Annotated in this window: 17 protein-coding genes; 12 read left to right on the top strand and 5 right to left on the bottom strand. The window is 39.7% G+C overall.

Features of this window, described 5'->3' with window-relative positions; all coding sequences use genetic code 11:
• The coding region (locus QX565_RS12370) for a GGGtGRT protein (protein WP_289292898.1) at positions 1–821 on the bottom strand (821 nt) is incomplete at its 3' end.
• Between the two features lie 16 nt (positions 822–837).
• Complete coding sequence (locus tag QX565_RS12375; protein ID WP_289292899.1) at positions 838–1,530, bottom strand: iron-sulfur cluster assembly scaffold protein; 693 nt, start codon at positions 1,528–1,530, stop codon at positions 838–840.
• A 223-nt stretch (positions 1,531–1,753) separates the two neighbouring features.
• Between QX565_RS12375 and QX565_RS12380 the strand changes: the two genes are divergently transcribed.
• Positions 1,754–2,158, top strand: a complete 405-nt coding sequence (locus QX565_RS12380; RefSeq protein WP_289292900.1) for an HsmA family protein — start codon at positions 1,754–1,756, stop codon at positions 2,156–2,158.
• A gap of 395 nt (positions 2,159–2,553) precedes the next feature.
• On the opposite strand, the gene QX565_RS12385 is transcribed toward QX565_RS12380, so the two are convergent.
• Positions 2,554–4,284 (bottom strand): pectate lyase, encoded by a 1,731-nt coding sequence (locus tag QX565_RS12385; protein ID WP_289292901.1) that lies wholly within the window; start codon positions 4,282–4,284, stop codon positions 2,554–2,556.
• Between the two features lie 408 nt (positions 4,285–4,692).
• Between QX565_RS12385 and QX565_RS12390 the strand changes: the two genes are divergently transcribed.
• The 6 genes from QX565_RS12390 (at position 4,693) to QX565_RS12415 (ending at position 10,524) form a co-directional block, all read left to right on the top strand.
• Positions 4,693–5,193 carry a DMP19 family protein gene (locus QX565_RS12390; RefSeq protein ID WP_289292902.1) on the top strand — a complete coding sequence of 167 codons (501 nt, stop codon included), beginning with the start codon at positions 4,693–4,695 and terminating at the stop codon, positions 5,191–5,193.
• An 81-nt stretch (positions 5,194–5,274) separates the two neighbouring features.
• On the top strand, positions 5,275–6,081 hold the full coding sequence (locus QX565_RS12395; RefSeq protein WP_289292903.1) for a hypothetical protein: 807 nt from the start codon (positions 5,275–5,277) through the stop codon (positions 6,079–6,081).
• 32 nt (positions 6,082–6,113) lie between these two features.
• Entirely contained in the window at positions 6,114–6,659 is a 546-nt protein-coding gene (locus QX565_RS12400) for a Yip1 family protein (RefSeq protein WP_289292904.1), read from the top strand.
• Between the two features lie 7 nt (positions 6,660–6,666).
• The gene (gene smpB, locus QX565_RS12405; RefSeq protein ID WP_002561821.1) at positions 6,667–7,119 is read left to right on the top strand and encodes an SsrA-binding protein; all 453 of its coding nucleotides are present in this window, start codon (positions 6,667–6,669) and stop codon (positions 7,117–7,119) included.
• 34 nt (positions 7,120–7,153) lie between these two features.
• A complete protein-coding gene (metH, locus tag QX565_RS12410; RefSeq protein ID WP_289292905.1) occupies positions 7,154–9,913 on the top strand; it encodes a methionine synthase in 2,760 nt (919 codons plus the stop codon).
• A gap of 38 nt (positions 9,914–9,951) precedes the next feature.
• On the top strand, positions 9,952–10,524 hold the full coding sequence (locus tag QX565_RS12415) for a nitroreductase family protein (RefSeq protein WP_414429692.1): 573 nt from the start codon (positions 9,952–9,954) through the stop codon (positions 10,522–10,524).
• A gap of 69 nt (positions 10,525–10,593) precedes the next feature.
• Here QX565_RS12415 and QX565_RS12420 read toward each other — a convergent pair whose 3' ends face one another.
• Both QX565_RS12420 and udk read right to left on the bottom strand, forming a co-directional pair.
• Positions 10,594–11,991, bottom strand: coding sequence for an MltF family protein (locus tag QX565_RS12420; RefSeq protein ID WP_289292907.1), 1,398 nt, complete (start codon positions 11,989–11,991; stop codon positions 10,594–10,596).
• A gap of 2 nt (positions 11,992–11,993) precedes the next feature.
• Entirely contained in the window at positions 11,994–12,602 is a 609-nt protein-coding gene (gene udk / locus QX565_RS12425) for a uridine kinase (protein ID WP_289292908.1), read from the bottom strand.
• Between the two features lie 108 nt (positions 12,603–12,710).
• Between udk and QX565_RS12430 the strand changes: the two genes are divergently transcribed.
• From QX565_RS12430 to QX565_RS12450, 5 genes are all read left to right on the top strand, one after another.
• Positions 12,711–13,007 carry a Dabb family protein gene (locus QX565_RS12430; protein ID WP_221648859.1) on the top strand — a complete coding sequence of 99 codons (297 nt, stop codon included), beginning with the start codon at positions 12,711–12,713 and terminating at the stop codon, positions 13,005–13,007.
• Positions 13,008–13,062: 55 nt separating this feature from the next.
• Entirely contained in the window at positions 13,063–15,075 is a 2,013-nt protein-coding gene (locus tag QX565_RS12435) for a protein-disulfide reductase DsbD family protein (RefSeq protein ID WP_289292909.1), read from the top strand.
• Between the two features lie 293 nt (positions 15,076–15,368).
• A complete protein-coding gene (locus tag QX565_RS12440; RefSeq protein WP_002561814.1) occupies positions 15,369–15,971 on the top strand; it encodes an RNA polymerase sigma factor in 603 nt (200 codons plus the stop codon).
• A 189-nt stretch (positions 15,972–16,160) separates the two neighbouring features.
• Complete coding sequence (locus tag QX565_RS12445) at positions 16,161–17,333, top strand: FecR family protein (RefSeq protein WP_289292910.1); 1,173 nt, start codon at positions 16,161–16,163, stop codon at positions 17,331–17,333.
• A gap of 131 nt (positions 17,334–17,464) precedes the next feature.
• The gene (locus QX565_RS12450; RefSeq protein WP_289292911.1) at positions 17,465–20,977 is read left to right on the top strand and encodes a SusC/RagA family TonB-linked outer membrane protein; all 3,513 of its coding nucleotides are present in this window, start codon (positions 17,465–17,467) and stop codon (positions 20,975–20,977) included.
• The last annotated feature ends 4 nt before the right edge of the window (positions 20,978–20,981 follow it).

A 20,981-nucleotide genomic window follows, 5' to 3' on the forward strand; every position in this document is an offset into this window, starting at 1 on the left:
CCTGCTGCCATGTTGTCCGGGTGAAGGGTACGTCCGGTACCGCCGCCGGAAGCCACGGAGAAGTACTTCTTGCCGGCCTCATTGCGCTCCTTCTTGTAGGTACCTGCCACCGGATGCTGGAAACGGGTGGGGTTGGTGGAGTTACCGGTGATGGATACGTCCACGTTCTCCTTCCACATAATGGCAACGCCTTCCGGAACACTGTTAGCGCCGTAGCAGTTAACCTTGGCACGAAGTCCCTCAGAGTAGGACTTACGGGAAACTTCCTTTACCGTATTCGTATAAGGATCATACTCCGTCTCCACAAAAGTAAATCCGTTAATTCTGGATATAACCTGTGCCGCATCTTTTCCAAGACCGTTCAGGATAACCCTCAAAGGTTTCTGGCGTACTTTGTTTGCTTTCTCCGCAATACCGATTGCGCCCTCTGCTGCCGCAAAGGATTCATGTCCTGCCAGAAAACAGAAGCACTCGGTTTCTTCTTCCAAAAGCATCTTACCCAAATTACCATGTCCAAGACCTACCTTACGGGTATCCGCAACGGAACCGGGGATACAGAACGCCTGAAGACCTTCGCCGATTGCAGCAGCCGCATCCGCCGCTTTCCTGCAGCCTTTCTTGATTGCGATTGCAGCGCCTACCGTATATGCCCAACATGCATTCTCAAAGCAGATGGGCTGGATGCCCTTAATCTGGTCGTAAACGTTAAGACCCGCATCCTTCGTGATTTTCTCCGCTTCTTCGATTGAAGATATTCCGTAACTGCCCAACACGGAATTAATTTTATCAATTCTTCTTTCATATGATTCAAATAATGCCATCTTTTAAGTCCTCCTATTATTCTTCTCTCGGATCGATAATCTTAACAGCATCTGCCACGCGGCCGTACTGACCTTTTGCTTTTTCCCATGCCGTGTTCGGATCGTCGCCCTTTTTGATGAAATCCGTCATTTTGCCGAGGCTTACGAACTGGTAACCGATAATCTGGTCATCCGCATCCAATGCGATACCCGTAACATATCCTTCAGCCATTTCAAGATAACGGGGACCCTTCTTCAAAGTACCGTACATGGTACCAACCTGGCTCCTAAGCCCTTTTCCGAGGTCTTCCAAACCTGCGCCGACCGGAAGCCCGTCTTCGGAGAATGCACTTTGGCTTCTTCCGTATACGATCTGTAAAAATAATTCCCTCATGGCAGTATTGATGGCATCGCATACAAGGTCCGTATTCAATGCTTCCATGACCGTCCTTCCCGGTAAAATTTCAGCCGCCATGGCTGCGGAATGGGTCATGCCGGAGCATCCGATGGTTTCCACCAGCGCTTCCTGGATGATGCCTTCCTTCACGTTCAACGTGAGCTTGCAGGCACCCTGCTGGGGAGCACACCAACCTACACCGTGTGTCAGACCTGAAATATCAACAATTTCTTTTGATTTTACCCATTTTCCTTCTTCGGGTATGGGAGCCGGTCCGTGGTTAGGACCCTTCTTTACAACACACATGTGTTCCACTTCGTGTGAATAAGTCATAATTAGCTCTTTTTTAAGTGATATAATTAAAAATACGTAGTCACGATTCTCAAATCGCACGCAAAGGTACTCGTTTTATTGGTTTTTGCAAATCGGCTTTTATTACTTTTTTATGAAAAGAATGAAATAGAAGAGACGGGGTTCGTATATTGTAATGTGGAGATTACATTTTAATATCTGAACTATTCCTCCCAGAGTTTGTTGTTTTTTGAAAAATGTAATTATGGAACTTAATCAGATAGATATACACTATTTAATAGCAGCTATTTCTGTTATAACAGCTGCTTTGGTTTTCTACACGATAGGAGTGTGGGGAGAACATGTGCAGGGGAAACTTAAATTCTGGCACATATTGTTTTTTCTCTTCGGGCTGGTAGCAGATACCGTGGGGACGGGATTGATGAAGAGTATTGCTCATATGACTCATTTACATGATGAGATACATACTGTGACAGGTGTTATTGCCATTCTGTTGATGCTGATACACGCTATGTGGGCTATCTGGACTTATACAAAGGGATCTGCTGCGGCGAAGGCTCATTTCAACAGGTTCAGTATTTTTGTATGGTGTATCTGGTTGATTCCTTATTTTATTGGAATGTACTTAGGTATGTCGCTACATCATTAAGCTAAAGTGTATTCTTTTTCGGATGACGGATAGTTGTCAAAAAAGTAATTATCTGTTGTCGGATGGAATAAAGAAGAACGATGATCTATCGTCTGTTTCTGTGTAACACGTTGATTCTTAGTTTACAAACTATACTATTCTTTGAGTGTAAAAGTACGTATTTAATAGGATGTTAAATGCGTACTTTATGTATATAAACTATCATATTTTTAGGATATAAAAGTACGTATTCTTGTTTGATAAAGATAGGAATGGGGATTCTTGTGTTAATAGTGTTAAGGGATTTACGATTGGACGATTTACTATTTACGATTGAAATTACTTTATTTGTAATTAAGAGTAACTCTTCAATCGTAAATAGTAAATCGTCCAATCGTAAATCCCTTAGTCCCTCATTAAAGGACTTTAAAACTCTTTGTTTGCCTGTTATCAGTTACTCTGATAATAGCAGGCTGAAGGAGAGTGAACTCTTGTAGTGTACTGTTACTTGTCTGTGAACTTTGAAACCGTCCCATCAAGTCATAAATCTCGATGACACTTTTTCCTTCTAATCCTGAAATTACAATCTTATTGCCTTCTTTATGGAGAGACAGGCCGGGAAGGTCTGTCGCTTTTTCTATTCCTGTTGGTGTTCCTGTTAGCCCGAAGTCATCTTTGCTTGGCGACGATTCGGCATTTTCATATCCGGCTTTCATGAGTTCGTCTACCAGGCTGTTGATATATAGTTCCAGATAACAGTATCCGGTTTCAGGATCAATATCTTTGTAGGTCTTTCCTTGTGGAAGATATTTCGCTGCCCAATCATCGGGAATTCCGTCATTATTACTGTCCACAGGCTTAGTTGTCGAATGATATGTGATGTAACCTTCACTATTAGTTTGTGAATCAATGAGTCCGTTACTACTCCCATTAGAACCTTCGAAAGTATAATTTCCATTTCTGACATCAGAGATAACACGAGCGTCTATTACATCACGTTTCAGGCTTGCCCCCACGTAGTCCAGTACTTTTTCATAGGCTGCGATTGCAGTATGGGTAGTGGTAGAAGCTGTTTCAAACTCTACGGGACTTTTGATATTTTCGATGTTTCCTTCGGGCAATGCACCATTATTGGTGTTCGGGTGAATGCCTACCCAATTGTCTGCATTTGTCTTGGCAATATTTGTTTTTGATTTACTGCTTAGCTTAGAACAGCTATCATCGAAATAGTTTCCTGATACATAGAATACTCCCCATACACCGGGCGCATTGGTTTGTGTCCCGTCGTCGGCATTCGGTGAAAAGATGCGGTAAGTAATGTTGTCTTTTGTTGCTGTCGAAGCACCTGGTTTGTAGTAGTTGTTAATGAAATTATAATTTCCTCCTTCTCCGGCATATCCACCATTTGTCGGTCCCCAGTTATAGAACACGTTATTACGCAAATCTACTATTTCATCATCCGGTCTTCCTGTATAGCGGCTACCGCAAAGCCGGGGTGTGCGACTCTTATGGTGCGCCAGCAGGTTGTGATGGAAGGTGGCACCTTCACCACCCCAAATGCCACCGTATCCATGTGAACCCTTACCGTGTACCGAATTAGTGAGGCTCTCGCTTAAAATGCACCATTGCATGGTGAAATTTTTGTTTCCGTAGAAAGAAGAACATTCGTCGGTACTCCAACTCATAGTACAATGGTCTATGATTACATTACTCTGATTGCGTCCCCACATCGCATCATCTTCTGTTTTTTTCTCATCGCCCATTCGGCAACGAATGAAGCGGATGATAACATTGCTGGCTTTTACTACTACGGAATAGTTTTTGATACAAATACCATCTCCGGGAGCTGTTTGTCCGGCAATGGTTATATTATTATTTTTTATTTCGAGCGTACTTTCCAGAGCGATAGTTCCTGATACATCAAAAACAATAATACGGTTACTACTTTTAAGTCCTTCCCGGAGTGATCCTGCTCCGCTATCATTCAGATTGGTAACACGATAAACTGTTCCTCCTCGTCCACCTGTGGTGGTATACCGGGCAAATCCTTCTGCTCCCGGAAAAGCAGGTGTGTTTTGTGCATGGAGTCCACAGCCGGCTACCGTTGCCATAACTAATATGGAAAATAGAGTAATGATTCGTTTCATAACTGATTAATACTTTTGTTTTCTGCAAAAATCGGCATTATTTCTTTTTTGTATGTGGATATATTATTCTTCTATGTGTAAGTTTTGGCTTTTGTAAGCAAAAAGCCAATATATGTAATGCACCGTAACAATATATGTGGCAGAGTATTACATATATTGATGTGCGCCATTACATCTGCATCCTATTACCGATAACTTGAATATTCTTATAATAAAATCCCCGTGTAATTAATAGAGGGTAGGGTACCCTACCCTCTATTAATTACACGGGGATTTTTCTTTTAAAAAAAGAAGAAAATACGCCTGTGCGCGTATATAATAATGTGAATATAAAATTTATGGACAAAAAAAGGTATTTCATTGATAAAGTTCGTAACTTTGCAACATTATATAAACAGGAACACATTTATGATAGAAGTAACAGATGCTGCTCTGCAAAAAGCTGCGGGTGAAGGGATGGATGAGTTTATCCAGGTATTTACTGATAAATATAAAGAAGTGATAGGCGGTGAACTGACTGCCGAAACGATGGCTTTGCTTACAGGTGAACAACATTCGCTGTTGGCCTATCAGATTTTTCGTGATGAGATTATGTCAGGAGGTTTTTGCCAATTGATACAGAATGGTTATGGGGGATATATTTTTGATAATCCTTTTGCCAAAGTGATGCGTCTGTGGGGGGCTGAAGAATTTTCCAAATTGATTTACCGGGCGAAAAAGGTATATGATGCTCATCGTGCTGATCTTGAAAAAGAGCGAACCGAAGATGAATTCATGGCAATGTATGAGCAATATGAAGCTTTTGACGAACTGGAAGAAGAATATTTTGAAATGGAAGAACAGGTAACTGCAACAGTAGCAGGGTATTTGGATGATCATTTGGAGTTATTTGCAAAAATAATAAAGTAGTCGGTGCAGTATTTTTTAAGTATCTGCATTTACTTATTGTGAATTGGAATTTATATCTTTGCAAACTCTAATAATAGATTTATGAAACAAGTGAAATTTTTGATGTTAGCCCTGGTTATATTGATGGGCGTTGGATTTACTTCATGTATGAATGGAGATGATGATACTACAGTGAGACAAGATGCTTTTGTTAAAGTATATACCTCCACTTTTGGAAGTACTTATTTTGTGGACGCTAATGGATTTAAGTATTATCCGTCAGCAACTTCTATGGCTACAATGAAAAGTACCTATGGCTTTGATCCGAGTTCGGGCGACATGGCTTATATTATATATCAGTATGATTCGGCTACACAGACGGTTACAGAAAATACAGAGTCTTTGAAGGATTTGCAGTTGATGTATGCAATGGGATTGGATGCCACTGTAGAATCTGTATCAGAAGAAGGAGCTTCTAACGATTCGATAGCAAAGGCTCCTATCAGAAGTTTAGATGGGACAATTGGTTCTTCTTATAAATATGAACCTTTTATGTTTGACGAAAGCACGCTACTGCTTCAGATAGATTATTTTATGGGAGTGGATGGTCTATTATCTCACTATTTTACACTCGTTCATTATCCTAATGAACAAGTTGAAGAGAATACCATAAAATTGTATTTGCGTCATAACAACGGAAAGGATACTTCTCTGAACTATACAAGTGTAAATTTCTCAGGTCAATATCCATTTGTATTCTATAAGGCATTCAATCTGAGAAAATTCAATATCAATACAGATACAAAAATTATTATTGAGACACAGGTGAATAATACTAATATAGACCTGGAAGATAAAGATAATACGAAAACTAAAACATACACAGTACAAATTAAGGCTAAAGAATAAATTTGGATTACAAAGAGTTATTTAAAATAGCAATGTCATTAATTTCCTCTCCGGCCAAGGCCTGGGAGGAAATTCGTTTGGAAGAGGATAGGCGAAAAGTCTTTGTGGCTTTTGTCTATCCTATGATTGGTTTATGTGGTCTCGCTGTCTTTATTGGTTCTTTATTGGCCAATGGATGGGGAGGTCCGCAAAGTTTTCAGATAGCCATGACGCAATGCTGTGCTGTGGCTGTGGCCTTGTTCGGTGGTTACTTTTTGGCGGCTTATGCCATCAACCAACTGAGGGTACAGATGTTTGGGATGTCAGATGATATCTCTCTGACTCAGCAGTTTGCAGGATACGCACTGGTTGTCACTTTCCTGCTGAAAATAATTACCGGACTGTTGCCTGACTTTAGCATCATCGGCTGGTTGTTGCAGTTCTATATCGTTTATGTGGTGTGGGAAGGTGCGCCGATTGTGATGCAGGTTGAAGAAAAGAACCGGTTACGATTCACCATTTTGTCGTCTTTGTTGTTAATACTATGTCCGGCAGTGATTCAATTTGTGTTCAATAAACTAACAGCAATATTAAATTAAGAAAATAATGAAACTGGCTCCTGTAAATATAAAGAATAAACGTGCTACATTTGACTATGAGTTACTGGATACTTATACTGCGGGTATTGTGCTCACCGGAACGGAGATAAAGTCTATTCGCTTAGGAAAGGCAAGTCTGGTAGATACGTTTTGTTACTTTGCAAAAGGTGAGTTGTGGGTAAAGAATATGCACATTGCCGAATATTTCTATGGCTCGTACAATAATCATGCAGCCCGTAGAGACAGGAAGCTGTTACTCAATAAGAAGGAGTTGAAGAAGCTGGAACGGGGAACGAAGGAAACAGGATTTACCATTGTGCCCGTTCGTATGTTCGTCAACGAAAAAGGATTAGCTAAAGTTGTTGTGGCTTTGGCTAAAGGTAAAAAGCAATATGACAAGCGCGAGTCTTTGAAGGAAAAAGATGATCGTCGTGATATGGACCGGATGTTTAAGAGATAATAATGTGCCGATGTGCTAATATGCCAATGCACCAATGAAAAAGATGACTATTCCACAATTAATATCCCAGCGTATCCTTATATTGGATGGGGCGATGGGAACTATGATTCAGCAATACAACTTAAAGGAAGAAGATTTCCGTGGCGAACGTTTTGCACACATTCCCGGACAACTGAAAGGGAACAATGATTTGTTGTGCCTGACCCGTCCGGATGTAATTCAGGATATTCACCGTAAATATCTGGAGGCAGGTGCCGATATCATCGAAACCAATACTTTTAGTTCGACTACGGTTTCTATGGCCGATTATCACGTAGAAGACTATGTACGTGAGATCAACCTTGCTGCTGTGAAACTGGCACGTGAAGTGGCGGATGAATATACAGCAAAGAATCCGCAAAAACCTCGTTTTGTGGCAGGTTCGGTAGGCCCTACCAATAAGACCTGCTCTATGAGCCCTGATGTGAATAATCCGGCCTTTCGTGCATTAAGCTATGATGGATTGGCTACCGCTTATCAGCAGCAAATGGAAGCTATGCTCGAAGGAGGAGTGGATGCCATTCTGATTGAAACAATCTTTGATACCCTGAATGCCAAGGCGGCCATTTATGCAGCAGAGCAGGCGATGAAAAAGACAGGTATTGAAGTTCCCATTATGCTATCTGTTACTGTTTCTGATACGGGTGGACGTACACTTTCGGGGCAGACATTGGATGCTTTCCTGGCTTCTGTGCAACACGCCAATATACTTTCGGTGGGACTGAATTGCTCGTTTGGTGCCAAGCAATTAAAGCCATTTCTTGAGCAGCTTGCCAACCGTGCACCTTATTACATCAGCGCTTATCCGAATGCCGGGCTTCCTAATAGTCTGGGTAAATATGATCAGACCCCGGCCGATATGGCTCATGAAGTAAAAGAATACATCCATGAAGGATTGATAAATATCATTGGTGGCTGTTGTGGTACTACTGACGCCTATATTGCAGAATATCCGGCCTTAATAGAAGGAGCAAAGCCTCATGTACCTGCTCCTAAGCCTGATTGTCTTTGGCTTTCGGGACTGGAATTGCTGGAGGTGAAACCGGAAATCAATTTCGTAAATATCGGTGAGCGTTGCAATGTAGCCGGTTCGCGTAAGTTCTTGCGGCTTATTAATGAGAAGAAATATGATGAAGCACTTTCCATAGCCCGCCAGCAGGTAGAAGATGGTGCGTTGATCATTGATGTAAATATGGATGATGGGTTGTTGGATGCATGTCAGGAGATGACAACTTTCCTCAATCTGATAGCTTCGGAGCCTGATATAGCTCGTGTGCCTGTAATGATTGACTCTTCTAAGTGGGAGGTCATTGAAGCCGGGCTGAAATGCCTGCAAGGTAAATCGGTAGTGAATTCTATCTCTTTAAAAGAAGGAGAAGAGAAATTCTTAGAGCATGCCCGCATTATTAAACAATATGGTGCTGCTACTGTGGTAATGGCTTTCGACGAAAAAGGACAGGCAGACACTGCTGCCCGTAAAATAGAAGTCTGTGAGCGGGCTTACCGTTTGTTGGTTGATAAGATAGGATTCAATCCGCATGATATTATTTTTGACCCGAATGTTCTTGCTGTAGCTACGGGTATCGAAGAGCACAATAATTACGCTGTCGACTTTATCAATGCAACCGGCTGGATTCGTAAAAATCTTCCCGGTGCACATGTGAGTGGTGGTATTAGTAATCTTTCATTCTCTTTCCGGGGGAACAACTACATCCGTGAAGCAATGCATGCTGTTTTTCTTTATCATGCTATTCAGCAAGGGATGGATATGGGAATTGTCAATCCGGCTACTTCCGTTCTTTATACGGATATTCCGGCCGATGTGCTCGAAAAGATAGAGGATGTTGTTCTGAATCGTCGTCCTGATGCTGCCGAACGTCTGATCGAACTTGCCGAAGCGTTGAAGGCCGAAAAGAATGGTGAACTTTCAACTTCTAACTCTCAGCTTTCAACCCATTTAGCCTGGAGAGAGGGGACTGTGCAGGAACGTTTGCAGTATGCATTAGTGAAAGGTATTGGTGACTTTCTGGAAGAAGACTTGGCGGAAGCACTGCCACTGTATGATAAGGCAGTGGATGTGATTGAGGGGCCATTGATGGAGGGCATGAATCATGTTGGTGAACTGTTTGGTGCCGGAAAGATGTTTTTACCTCAGGTAGTAAAAACGGCTCGTACCATGAAGAAAGCTGTGGCTGTTTTGCAGCCTGTTATAGAATCGGAAAAACAGGAAGGAGCGCCTCCGGCCGGAAAAGTATTATTGGCTACTGTAAAAGGGGACGTACATGATATTGGAAAAAATATTGTTGCCGTAGTGATGGCTTGCAACGGATATGACATTGTAGATTTAGGGGTGATGGTACCTGCTGAAACGATTGTGCAGCGAGCTATTGAGGAGAAAGTAGATATGATTGGCTTGAGTGGGCTGATTACTCCTTCTTTGGAAGAAATGGTTCATGTAGCTATGGAACTTGAGAAAGTGGGTCTGGACATTCCTTTGTTGATAGGTGGTGCAACGACTTCCAAAATGCATACTGCTTTGAAGATTGCTCCTGTTTATCATGCTCCGGTGGTTCATCTGAAAGATGCCTCGTTGAATGCCGGTGTAGCAGCGCGTTTACTTAATCCGAAAGCAAAAGAGGAACTTGTTGGGGAGTTGGCAAAAGAATATCAGGAATTGCGTGAGAAGAGTGGCATGATGCGTCGAGAAACAGTATCGCTTGAAGAAGCACAAAAAAATAAATTAAATCTGTTTTAATTGATATGAGTATGAGAAAGATTTCCGCTTTGTTATTGATGGCAGCTGTTTTACTGACTATCATTGCCTCCTGTTCTTCTGCTCCGCAAGGTCCAGCATCCGCTTCCGGTAATGCGGCTTTGGACAATATTTTTGCCCGCAAAAGTGTACGCACCTATCTGAATAAGGGGGTAGAAGAAGAAAAGATAGACTTGATGCTGCGTGCCGGTATGGCTGCTCCTTCGGGGAAAGATCAGCGTCCGTGGGAGTTTATTGTAGTAACCGAACGGGCTTCTCTCGATTCTATGGCTGCTGCTTTGCCTTATGCTAAAATGCTAACAGAGGCTCGTTATGCCATTGTTGTATGTGGCGATTCCACCCGTTCTTCTTACTGGTATCTGGATTGTTCAGCTGCTACGCAAAACATACTTTTGGCTGCTGAGAGTCTGGGGCTTGGTGCTGTCTGGACTGCTGCTTATCCCTATGAAGACCGTATGCAGGTAGTCCGTAAGTATACTGCTCTGCCCGAAAATATCTTACCACTGTGTGTTATTCCTTTCGGATATCCTGCTACTCAGCAGCAACCGAAACAGAAATATGATGAGAATAAAATACATTATGAGAAGTGGTAAATAGTGATTAGTGATTAGCGATGAGTGATAAGTGATTAGCAAGCTGCGCAGCCCACTAATCACTCATCACTAATCACTACTTTTTATTTTCTTCTTATACGATTCATACCTCGACATGATATCCTTCACAAAGTTATATGTTTCTATTCCACGGAAGTAACCGTTTTTACAAACGGGGTCGGTAAAGTATTCTTCATTACTTTTCAGCAGGATGTAGTTTTCTACATTATTGTCCCATACATTTTTATTTTTTCCATACTTATCAGCCAATGCAATGGCATCATATATATGTCCTAATCCGGCATTGTAGGATGCAAGAATGAACTTAATACGTTCCTGTTTATCGGGAATCATTCTAAGACTCCTGTCGGTGCTTGCTATATATTTCACAGCTGCTTTAATGCTTTCTTCCGGATTTTGTTCTTTGCCGGGAGGCAATCCCATCGCACGTGCTGTTTGAGGCATGAGCTGCATCAAGCCTTTGGCTCCTGCCCATGATACGGCTGTTGTATCAAAGTTAGATTCTGTATAGGCCAGTGATGCCAGTAAACGCCAGTCCCAATCTATCTCTTTGGCATACTTTTTAAATAGTTTATCATAATGAGAAATTTTTCCTTCACGTAATGAGAGGATAGGAGAGTGAGGAACTGCTTTACTGATTTCGAAGTATCGCTTCATACTGGCACTATAAGCCGGTGAAGTCATATTATCTTCGTGCCATTTGTCTGCGGCAGCAGCCAGTTGAGGACAGTCTTTCCGTACAGCCCATGAGGCCCGCTGATCAAAACTGATAGAGAGTTTGATATTCAGATTCGGATAATAAGTTGTGTTTAACTTTGCCAAATCGTTATCTGCCACTGTATAGGGGATTTTTCCTTGTGCTACTTGTGTGATGAGATCTTCGGTTGTGATGCTGTCGCCTGTTACCTTGTGAATCTGTATACCACCTCCCAGTTCACTGTTCAGATTGACGAGCCTGTCGTAGTATTTACCGGGTTTTACATATACATCTTTGCCGACAAGCTCCGTTACATCGGTTATTGGTTTTGTTTTACCATTGTTTCGCTGCACAATTACCTGATGCGTAATCACTTCTTCTCCACAATAAATCAGGCTATCTTTCAATTCTTTGGTTATAGGAAGATTGTATGCAATAAGATCACCCTCACCGGCGAGAAGCTTTTCAATTAATTCAGGTACATTTCGTGCTACTTCAATGCGTAACTTTACACCCAGGCTTTTGGCAAATTGTTCGCTCAACTCATATTGGAACCCCATTTCCTGTCCGCGGTAAATAAAATAGGTTGTTGAGCTGTATAATGTCAGTACAACCAGTTCACCGCTGTCTTTAATCTGTGCCAAATCATATGCTCCCACTTTCTCTGTCGGGTGGTGTCTGTGTCTACAGGCCAATACAGAAAAGAGGATGATGAAGAAGACAGGCAGTATAGAGCGCCGGACTGTCATTCTTATTTCAAATGTTTCTTAATATACATTGTCAGGATATCAATTGCCACATTATTATTACCTCCTTCGGGTACAATAAGATCGGCATATCTTTTGCAAGGTTCGATAAACTGCTGATGCATTGGTTTTAATATGCGCGTATAACGTTCCATAACAGCTTCAGCAGTACGTCCGCGTTCCACTACATCCCGTTGTATTACACGTATCAGACGTTCATCCGGGTCGGCATCTACAAAAATTTTAAGATCCATCATGTTACGTAGTTTTTTATCGCAAAGGGCAAGAATCCCTTCAATAATAACCACTTCACGCGGTTCAATATGTATGGTTTCAGATTGGCGGGTACAAGTAAGATAGGAATAAGTGGGCTGTTCTATGCTTTTACCTTCTTTCAACATAGAAACATGTTTTGAGAGCAGGTTCCATTCAAATGCATCCGGATGGTCAAAGTTGATATTCTGCCGTTCTTCAACAGGTACATGACTACTGTCTTTGTAATATGAATCCTGTGGAAGTAATACAACTTCACCGGCGGGTAGACTCTCAACAATTTTCCTTACGACGGTGGTCTTTCCCGAACCCGTTCCGCCTGCTATTCCTATTATTAACATCTGTTCATAGTGTATATTTAAAACAAATAGAGTAATTTTGCATTGATAAAGATAATGCAGCTTCTTCGGCTGACAAATATATAAACAATAAATTAAAATAGCAACGTTATGGTGAAACACATTGTATTATTTAAGTTAAAGGATGAAGTACCGGAAGCCGAGAAACTCATTGTGATGAATAAATTTAAAGAGGCGATAGAAGCTCTTCCTGCCGTAATTCCTGTTATTCGTAAAATCGAAGTGGGATTAAATACCAATCCGGGTGAGACGTGGCATATTGCGTTGTATAGTGAATTTGATAATCTGGACGACGTGAAGTTCTATGCTACTCATCCTCTTCATGTAGCTGCCGGCAAAATTATAGCTGAGGCAAAAGAGAGCCGTGCCTGTGTGGACTACGAGTAAGTAAGTGAACCAGAGCGTTTACATAACTGTTATAATTTAAAATACTGAATAGAGAATGAGAAAATTATGTTCTTTTTTGTTGCTGATGTTTGTTGTCTTGGCGGCTCATGCACAGATTCAAGATCCTGTAAAGTTTAAGACAGAATTAAAGGCATTGTCGGATACTGAAGGTGAAATAATATTTACTGCCGCCATTGATCCGGGATGGCATGTATATTCTACTAACTTAGGTGATGGCGGGCCTATTTCGGCAACATTCAATGTCGATAAAAAGAATGGTTTGGAATTGGTTGGCAAGCTGAAGCCGGTAGGAAATGAAATCTCAACATTTGATAAACTTTTTCAAATGAAAGTGCGTTATTTTGAGAATACTGCACAGTTTGTTCAGAAGATAAAGTTTATTGCCGGTACATATACTATTGAAGGATATCTGGAATATGGGGCATGTGATGACGAAAGTTGTTTACCACCGACACAGGTTCCGTTTAATCTATCAGGGAAAACTACCTTAAAGGCTACAGAAACGGTAGGAGACTCTAAAGCTGAGCTTCAAAAAGACGCAGAAGTTGAATCAGAAACAGTTACTACATCTGCAGACACTACTGCAATTGTAAAACCTGCTGTTTCTGCTGACATCCTTTGGAAGCCGGTTATTGATGATTTGCATGCTTATGGAGAAGAACATTCTCAGGAAGATATGTCATGGATTTATATTTTTATTACCGGATTCCTGGGAGGACTACTTGCACTGTTTACACCTTGCGTTTGGCCTATTATCCCCATGACTGTAAGTTTCTTCCTGAAACGTAGTAAAGATAGAAAGAAAGGTATCCGTGACGCTTGGACATATGGTGCTTCTATCGTTGTGATTTACGTTACATTGGGACTTGCTATTACGGCTATCTTTGGTGCAAGTGCATTGAATGCTTTGTCTACCAATGCTGTCTTTAATATTCTTTTCTGCTTGATGCTGATTGTATTTGCAGCTTCTTTCTTTGGTGCATTTGAGATTACGCTTCCTTCAAAGTGGAGCAATGCAGTGGATAGTAAGGCAGAAGCTACAGGAGGACTGATTAGTATCTTTTTGATGGCTTTCACTCTGTCACTGGTATCTTTCTCTTGTACAGGCCCTATTATTGGATTCTTATTAGTACAGGTATCTACTACAGGTAGTGTGGTAGCTCCTGCCATCGGTATGCTTGGTTTTGCCATTGCTTTGGCACTTCCGTTTACTTTGTTTGCTCTTTTCCCTTCCTGGTTGAAGTCTATGCCGAAGTCTGGTGGTTGGATGAATGTGATAAAAGTAACACTTGGTTTTCTCGAATTGGCTTTTGCTTTGAAGTTTTTATCTGTTGCCGATCTGGCTTACGGATGGAGAATTCTTGATCGTGAAACATTCCTGGCTTTATGGATTGTGATATTTGCATTGCTTGGTTTCTACTTGTTGGGTAAAATTAAATTTCCTCACGATGATGATGATACTAAAATAGGCGTATCCCGTTTCTTTATGGCGCTCGTATCACTTGCATTTGCAGTTTATATGGTACCCGGTTTATGGGGAGCACCGTTGAAAGCCGTTAGTGCATTTGCTCCACCTATGAAAACGCAGGATTTCAATCTGTATACAAATGAGGTACATGCTAAATTTGATGATTATGATTTGGGGATGGAGTATGCCAGATTGCACAATAAGCCGGTCATGCTTGATTTTACGGGTTATGGTTGTGTTAACTGCCGTAAAATGGAGCTTGCTGTGTGGACTGATCCGACAGTAAGTAAAATCATCAATGATGACTATGTATTGATCACTCTATATGTAGACAACAAGACTCCGCTTTCTGAACCGGTGAAGATTATGGAGAATGGCACTGAACGAACTTTGCGTACTGTAGGTGATAAATGGAGTTATCTGCAACGTGTGAAGTTTGGTGCCAATGCCCAACCCTTCTATGTGTTGATAGATAATGAAGGAAAACCTTTGAATAAGTCTTATGCTTATAATGAAGATATTCCTAAATACATCGAATTCCTGAGAACAGGGCTTGAAAACTATCGGAAGGAAAAATAATATGCTGATTATTCGATATGCCAATTGAATAATTTATTAATAGTGGAATCAGTGATTTCCTCTGATTCCTTATTAGATAAGATCAGATAAATGAATATGATGGTAATTTTTTCCATCTAAATTTTAGCTCTTTTTGAAAGTCATAAATTAGAATAGTGAGTAAATTTACTATTCTAATATATTGACTTTCAATTCACTTAAAAGAGATGAATGAGATAGCTGAATAATAATGTTTTAACTTATTAAATCAGCAGATGATTTACGATTACTGATTAGCATTAACAATATAAAGAATGTCAACCTTTGAATCTTATAATGAATTGGACTTATGGAAATTATTTCTTGAAGGGGATAAGGAAGCCTTTTCTGTCTTCTATCGTCACAATTATAGGAAACTCTATTCTTATGGTATAAGTTTAGGTATGGACAGTGAATTAATAGATGATATTATACAAGAATTATTTGTTAAACTTTATACTCGCCCTCAATTAATAAAAGATTTTTCTACTATTCAGGCATTTCTTTATGCAGCTGTGAGAAATGCCTTTGTTAATCATGAAAAACAAAGGAAAAAGTATTTGTATCTGGATGAATTTGAAAACTTTGAACTACCTTATTTTGTTGAAAACACCCAAATTGAAGATGAGGAAGAATTAAAGGCTTTAAAGGAAAAGATACATAGAATAATTAATAGTTTAACTCCTCGACAAAAAGAAATCATTTATTTACGATTTTTACATCAAAAAGAATATGAAGAAATAGCCCGGATTATGGATATGTCTGAACAGGCCGCGCGTAATCTGACATATAGAGCTATGGAAAAGATCAGGAAAGAAAATAATGATTTCTTCGTATTACTATTCATGATCGCTTTGTTCTCGGACTATCATTTCTAATGAGAAAATAATCTTTTCTAAAAAACAATATTATTTTTTATGTATTAAGTTTATTTGCTGATAATAAGGTGATTAAATGATATATTTGTGCCTGTAGAAGATATTTTTGTAGTATAGCTATAAAAAATGTCTTGTGTAGTGATTACAAAATAAAGATAGAATTGTACTACTAATAGAAATAAAGATAGAATGGAAAATAGAAACAACATAGAGTTTTGGATTTTTGATGAGAAACTTATCAATATTGCTAAGGAAAATGATCAAGAAGCCCTGAAGTGGATGATGGACCTTCATCCTGAGCAATGTGAAGTCATTGAAAATGCATTTCTTTTATTGCAGAATATAAAGGTTGAAGAAACTGTTGTTTCTGATTTGCAAGTTGAACGTAGCCTTAAAGGTTTTTGGGATCGGATTGATCGTAGAAAAAACAGAAGAAGGTTATATTGGATTTCAACGGCATGTGCAGCCTGTATATCTGTTATATTGGTAGTATCGTCATTATTATTAATGGGAAAAGATTATGTTGATAATAAAGAAGAGGTATTGGCTTTACTTGACTCAATACAAAGTACATCCAGTGAAATTCTTATTATTTCGGGTGGTTTAAGAACTGCTATTCCCAATAATGAAGTCATAAATCAGACGGCACAAGGGGATTTTGTTGTGGGAACTGAGAAGAAAATGAAATTCTCTGATTTGCAGGGAGAGATGATTCAGTTGGTTGTGCCGGTGGGCAAACGTACTGCTATCAGATTTAATGATGGTACGGTTGTCTGGCTTAATGCCGGTAGTAAGTTGTTGTATCCGAAGACCTTTTTAGAAGACAGACGTGATATATATATAGAAGGAGAGACATATCTGGAAGTAGAAAAAGATCAATCCCGCCCATTTTTTGTACATACGAAAGATTTTGATGTTTCTGTTTTAGGAACGAAGTTTAATGTGAGTGCATATAAAGAGGATATTCAAAAGTCTGTGGTATTAGTAGAAGGTAGTGTTGAAGTGGGATCGGATAATAACAAGTATAAATTGATTCCCAAGGAGGGCTTCTTTTATGCAAGGAATTCTTCGGTTGTCAAAAAGGTTGATACCTACGCTTATACCTGCTGGAAAGATGGTATTATGCAAATTCAGAATGAACCGTTGGAGCATATCTTTACCCGTTTAGAGAAATACTATGGAGTGAAAATTATATTTGATAGTTCCGTATCGAAAAAGAAATATATTGGAAATCTTAATCTTTACGATTCTATTAGTGAAGTATTACATAATTTGTCACATTCAACGCCCTTTACATTTGAATATAGTAAAGAAACAAATGTTGTGAAGGTTTATCAGAAAAAGAAACGCTATAGCAAATAAATAACATCTAATTAATTTTTTATTATTATGAGAAACTATCGTCTACCACCTTAGTATAGGGGATCGTATGCTTCTTTGGAAGCTTTTTTAGAGCTGTGATTTGAATTTATAAAATAAAAGCATAGATAACTATGAGGACACAAGTAAGTATTTATAAATGTAATTCCATTAAAAAATATATTGGATTTCAATTGCTCTGTTTCGTAATTAGTATTATAGGAAACACATTGAATGCGCAAAACACTCTTTCTCAAACTAATATTTCGCTGCAAGTACGTGATATTACTATTAAAGAATTATTTTCTACCATAGAAAAACATACAAATTATGTAATTCTGTACGAGGAAGATGTTCCTGTGAAAGAAAGAATATCTGTATTTGCTGAGAATAAAAGTGTAGAAAGTATTTTGAATGAAGTTTTAACTCCCCGTGGTATTAAATATTATTTGAACGGGAAGCAGATTATCGTTACGGTAGATAAGACTAAACAACAATTCAGGCAAAGTAATGCTAAGAAATCCTGGGTTAGTGGTACGGTTGTTGATATTGCCGGTGAAGCTATGATTGGGGTGACCATTGCTGTACAGGGTACTCAAACCGGTACAGTAACTGATGCAGATGGTAAATATAGAATTGAAGCCCAGCCGGGTGATATACTTGTATTTTCATTTGTCGGCATGAAAAAACAGGAAGTAACTTTTAACGGTAAAAAACAGGTTATTGATATAGTAATGGATGAGGAAACCAATTTGATGGATGAGGTTGTAGTTGTTGGTTTCGGAACTCAGAAAAAGGTGAATCTAACAGGTGCCGTAGGAGTAATAGAATCTAAATCATTGGAGGCTCGTCCGGTTGGAAATGCAGTACAGGCTTTGCAGGGGTTACTTCCGGGACTTAATATTACGACCTCTAATAATGGTGCCGAATTAAATGCTACTCCTTCTATTAATATACGTGGAACGGCAACTATTGGTTCGACATCGAGTGGTAGTCCATTGGTGCTTATTGATGGTATGGAAGGTAGTCTTTCGAATATCAATCCGCAGGATATTGATAATATTTCAGTGTTGAAGGATGCGGCTGCTTCATCAATTTATGGTTCCAGAGCGCCATTTGGTGTAATTCTGGTAACTACTAAATCCGGAAAGAAAGGTAAGTCTACTGTGAATTATAGCAATAACTTTCGTTTTAAAACTCCTGTAATGTTACCAAAGATGGCTAATTCATGGGATTATATTAATTATTTCAATGATGCCAATTTTAATAATGCCGGTGCTTATCTTTATGATGATACTCAGGTACAAAATGTTTGGGATTATATGCACGGTACATTGAATGATGGAGGCATTCAACCGAATAGTAATGGAAAGTGGGATACCGGTACAGCTTATGCCAATGTGGATTGGTTGAGAGAGTATTATAAGGATTGGTCACCATCTCAGGAGCATAATCTGAGTGTAAGTGGTGGAACAGATAAGCTGACATATTATGTGTCGGCTAATTATCAGACTCAAGATGGATTTTTGCGTTATGGCACTGATAATCAGAAACGATTTGCAACAACGGGTAAGATTTCATCTCAGGTAACAGATTTTATTAAGATGGATTATACGACCCGTTTTTCACGTACTGATTATGGGCGTCCGAGTCAGATGTCCAGTAATTTCTATAATGAAGTACTCCGACGTTCGGTTCCGTTGATTCCGGTAACTGATCCGAATGGATATCGATTGGCAGATGTGACATATACAGAGCATTTAGAGAATGGAGGTAGAAGACAGGAGCAGAATGATGATTTATATCAGCAATTGAAACTGACGATTACTCCGGTTAAGAATTGGAATATAATGGCGGAAATGAATGCACGTATTACTAATGACTGGCAACATGAAGTTTGGAATCTGGTGTACGGGCATTATGCGACAGAGCCTTTGAAGACTTATGTATCCAATCTGAGCCAGAAGAAGAGTCGTGTATATGAGTATGCATATCGTGCTACTCACTTGACCCCTAATTTTTATTCTAATTATAATATTGCGTTAGGAGAGCATAATCTGGCGGCAATGGTAGGATTTCAGTTAGAGTCTTATAAAAATCGCATGCTTAGCGGACAACGCAATGATTTAATATCCGATGATATTCCGGTTTTAGATCAAACTACTGATGTTGAGAATGCTACATTGAAGGGTAACTATAATGAATGGTGCACAGTAGGCTTCTTTGGTCGTATTAATTATGATTATAAAGAGCGTTATCTACTGGAAGTAAACGTGCGTAGAGATGGTAGTTCGCGTTATCGTCGTGACAAACGCTGGATAACTTCTCCATCTGCTTCTTTAGGTTGGAATATAGCGCGAGAAGAGTTTATGAAGGGTACGGCTGATTATATTCAACTGTTGAAGTTGAGAGCTTCTTATGGTGTTTTGGCCAATCAGAATGCTAAAAGTTATTACCCTACTTACCTCACAATGACAACTGCCGCAGGAAAGGGAGATTGGTTAATTGACGGTTTACGTCCTAATACAGCGGCTGCTCCAGGATTAATATCTACTTCTTTAACTTGGGAAAAGATTAAAACGTTGAATTTTGGTCTTGACTGGGGAGTACTAAATAACCGTTTGACGGGTTCTTTTGATATCTACAGCCGTACAACAAAAGATATGATGGGACCTGGAGTAGACTTACCCGGAACATTGGGAACAAGTGCCCCTGCAACCAATAACACAGATTTAGTAACTAAAGGTTGGGAATTGCAGATTGGCTGGAAAGATCGCATTAATGAGTTTCAGTATGGAGTGTCATTCAATTTATCAGACAGTAGAACGAAAATATTGAAATATCCGAATCTGACAGGTTCATTGAGTACTTATTATGAAGGACAAATTCTGGGAGATATTTTTGGATATGAAACGATTGGAATAGCAAAAACTGATGAGGAGATGGAAGCACATTTAGCTTCATTACCCAATGGTGGACAAAATGCCTTAGGCAGTAAGTGGGCTGCCGGTGATATTATGTATGCCGATACTAACGGTGACGGAAAGGTAAGTAATGGCTCAAATACAATTTATGATATGGGTGATTTGAGGAAAATAGGGAATAGTACTCCGCGTTTCCGTACAGGCATTAGTTTGGATGCCTCCTGGAGAGGTTTTGCAATTTCAATGTTTTGGCAAGGAGTATTAAAACGGGATTACTATCCGGACGCAAAGGTAGGTTCTGCATCTACTGATCTGAATTTTGTATTTTGGGGAGCAACGTCAGGTGGAAAATCCTGGTCTGTCGTTTTTGATGAGCATATGAATTATTTCCGTGATGAAGATAGTCGTTTGGGAGCTAATTATGACGCGTATTATCCACGGCCTTTGTGGGCTAATAAGAATAAATCCACTCAGACACGTTATTTGCAGAATGCTTCGTATATGCGTTTGAAAAACTTGCAACTATCCTATACTTTTCCTGCAAAATGGATGAGACGGGCATATATACAAAATCTGCGTTTATTTGTCTCTGGTGAGAATCTGCTTACATTTACTAAACTGTCTAAGACTATGGATCCTGAAACTGCCGGCATTGGTCTTAAGGGTGGTATGGTATATCCGTTGTCAAAGACCTATTCATTTGGCTTAAGTGTGACCTTTTAATAGA

It is taken from the genome of Bacteroides sp. 41_26, from assembly GCF_949740115.1.
In the GTDB taxonomy this organism is placed as follows: Bacteria; Bacteroidota; Bacteroidia; order Bacteroidales; family Bacteroidaceae; genus Bacteroides; species Bacteroides nordii.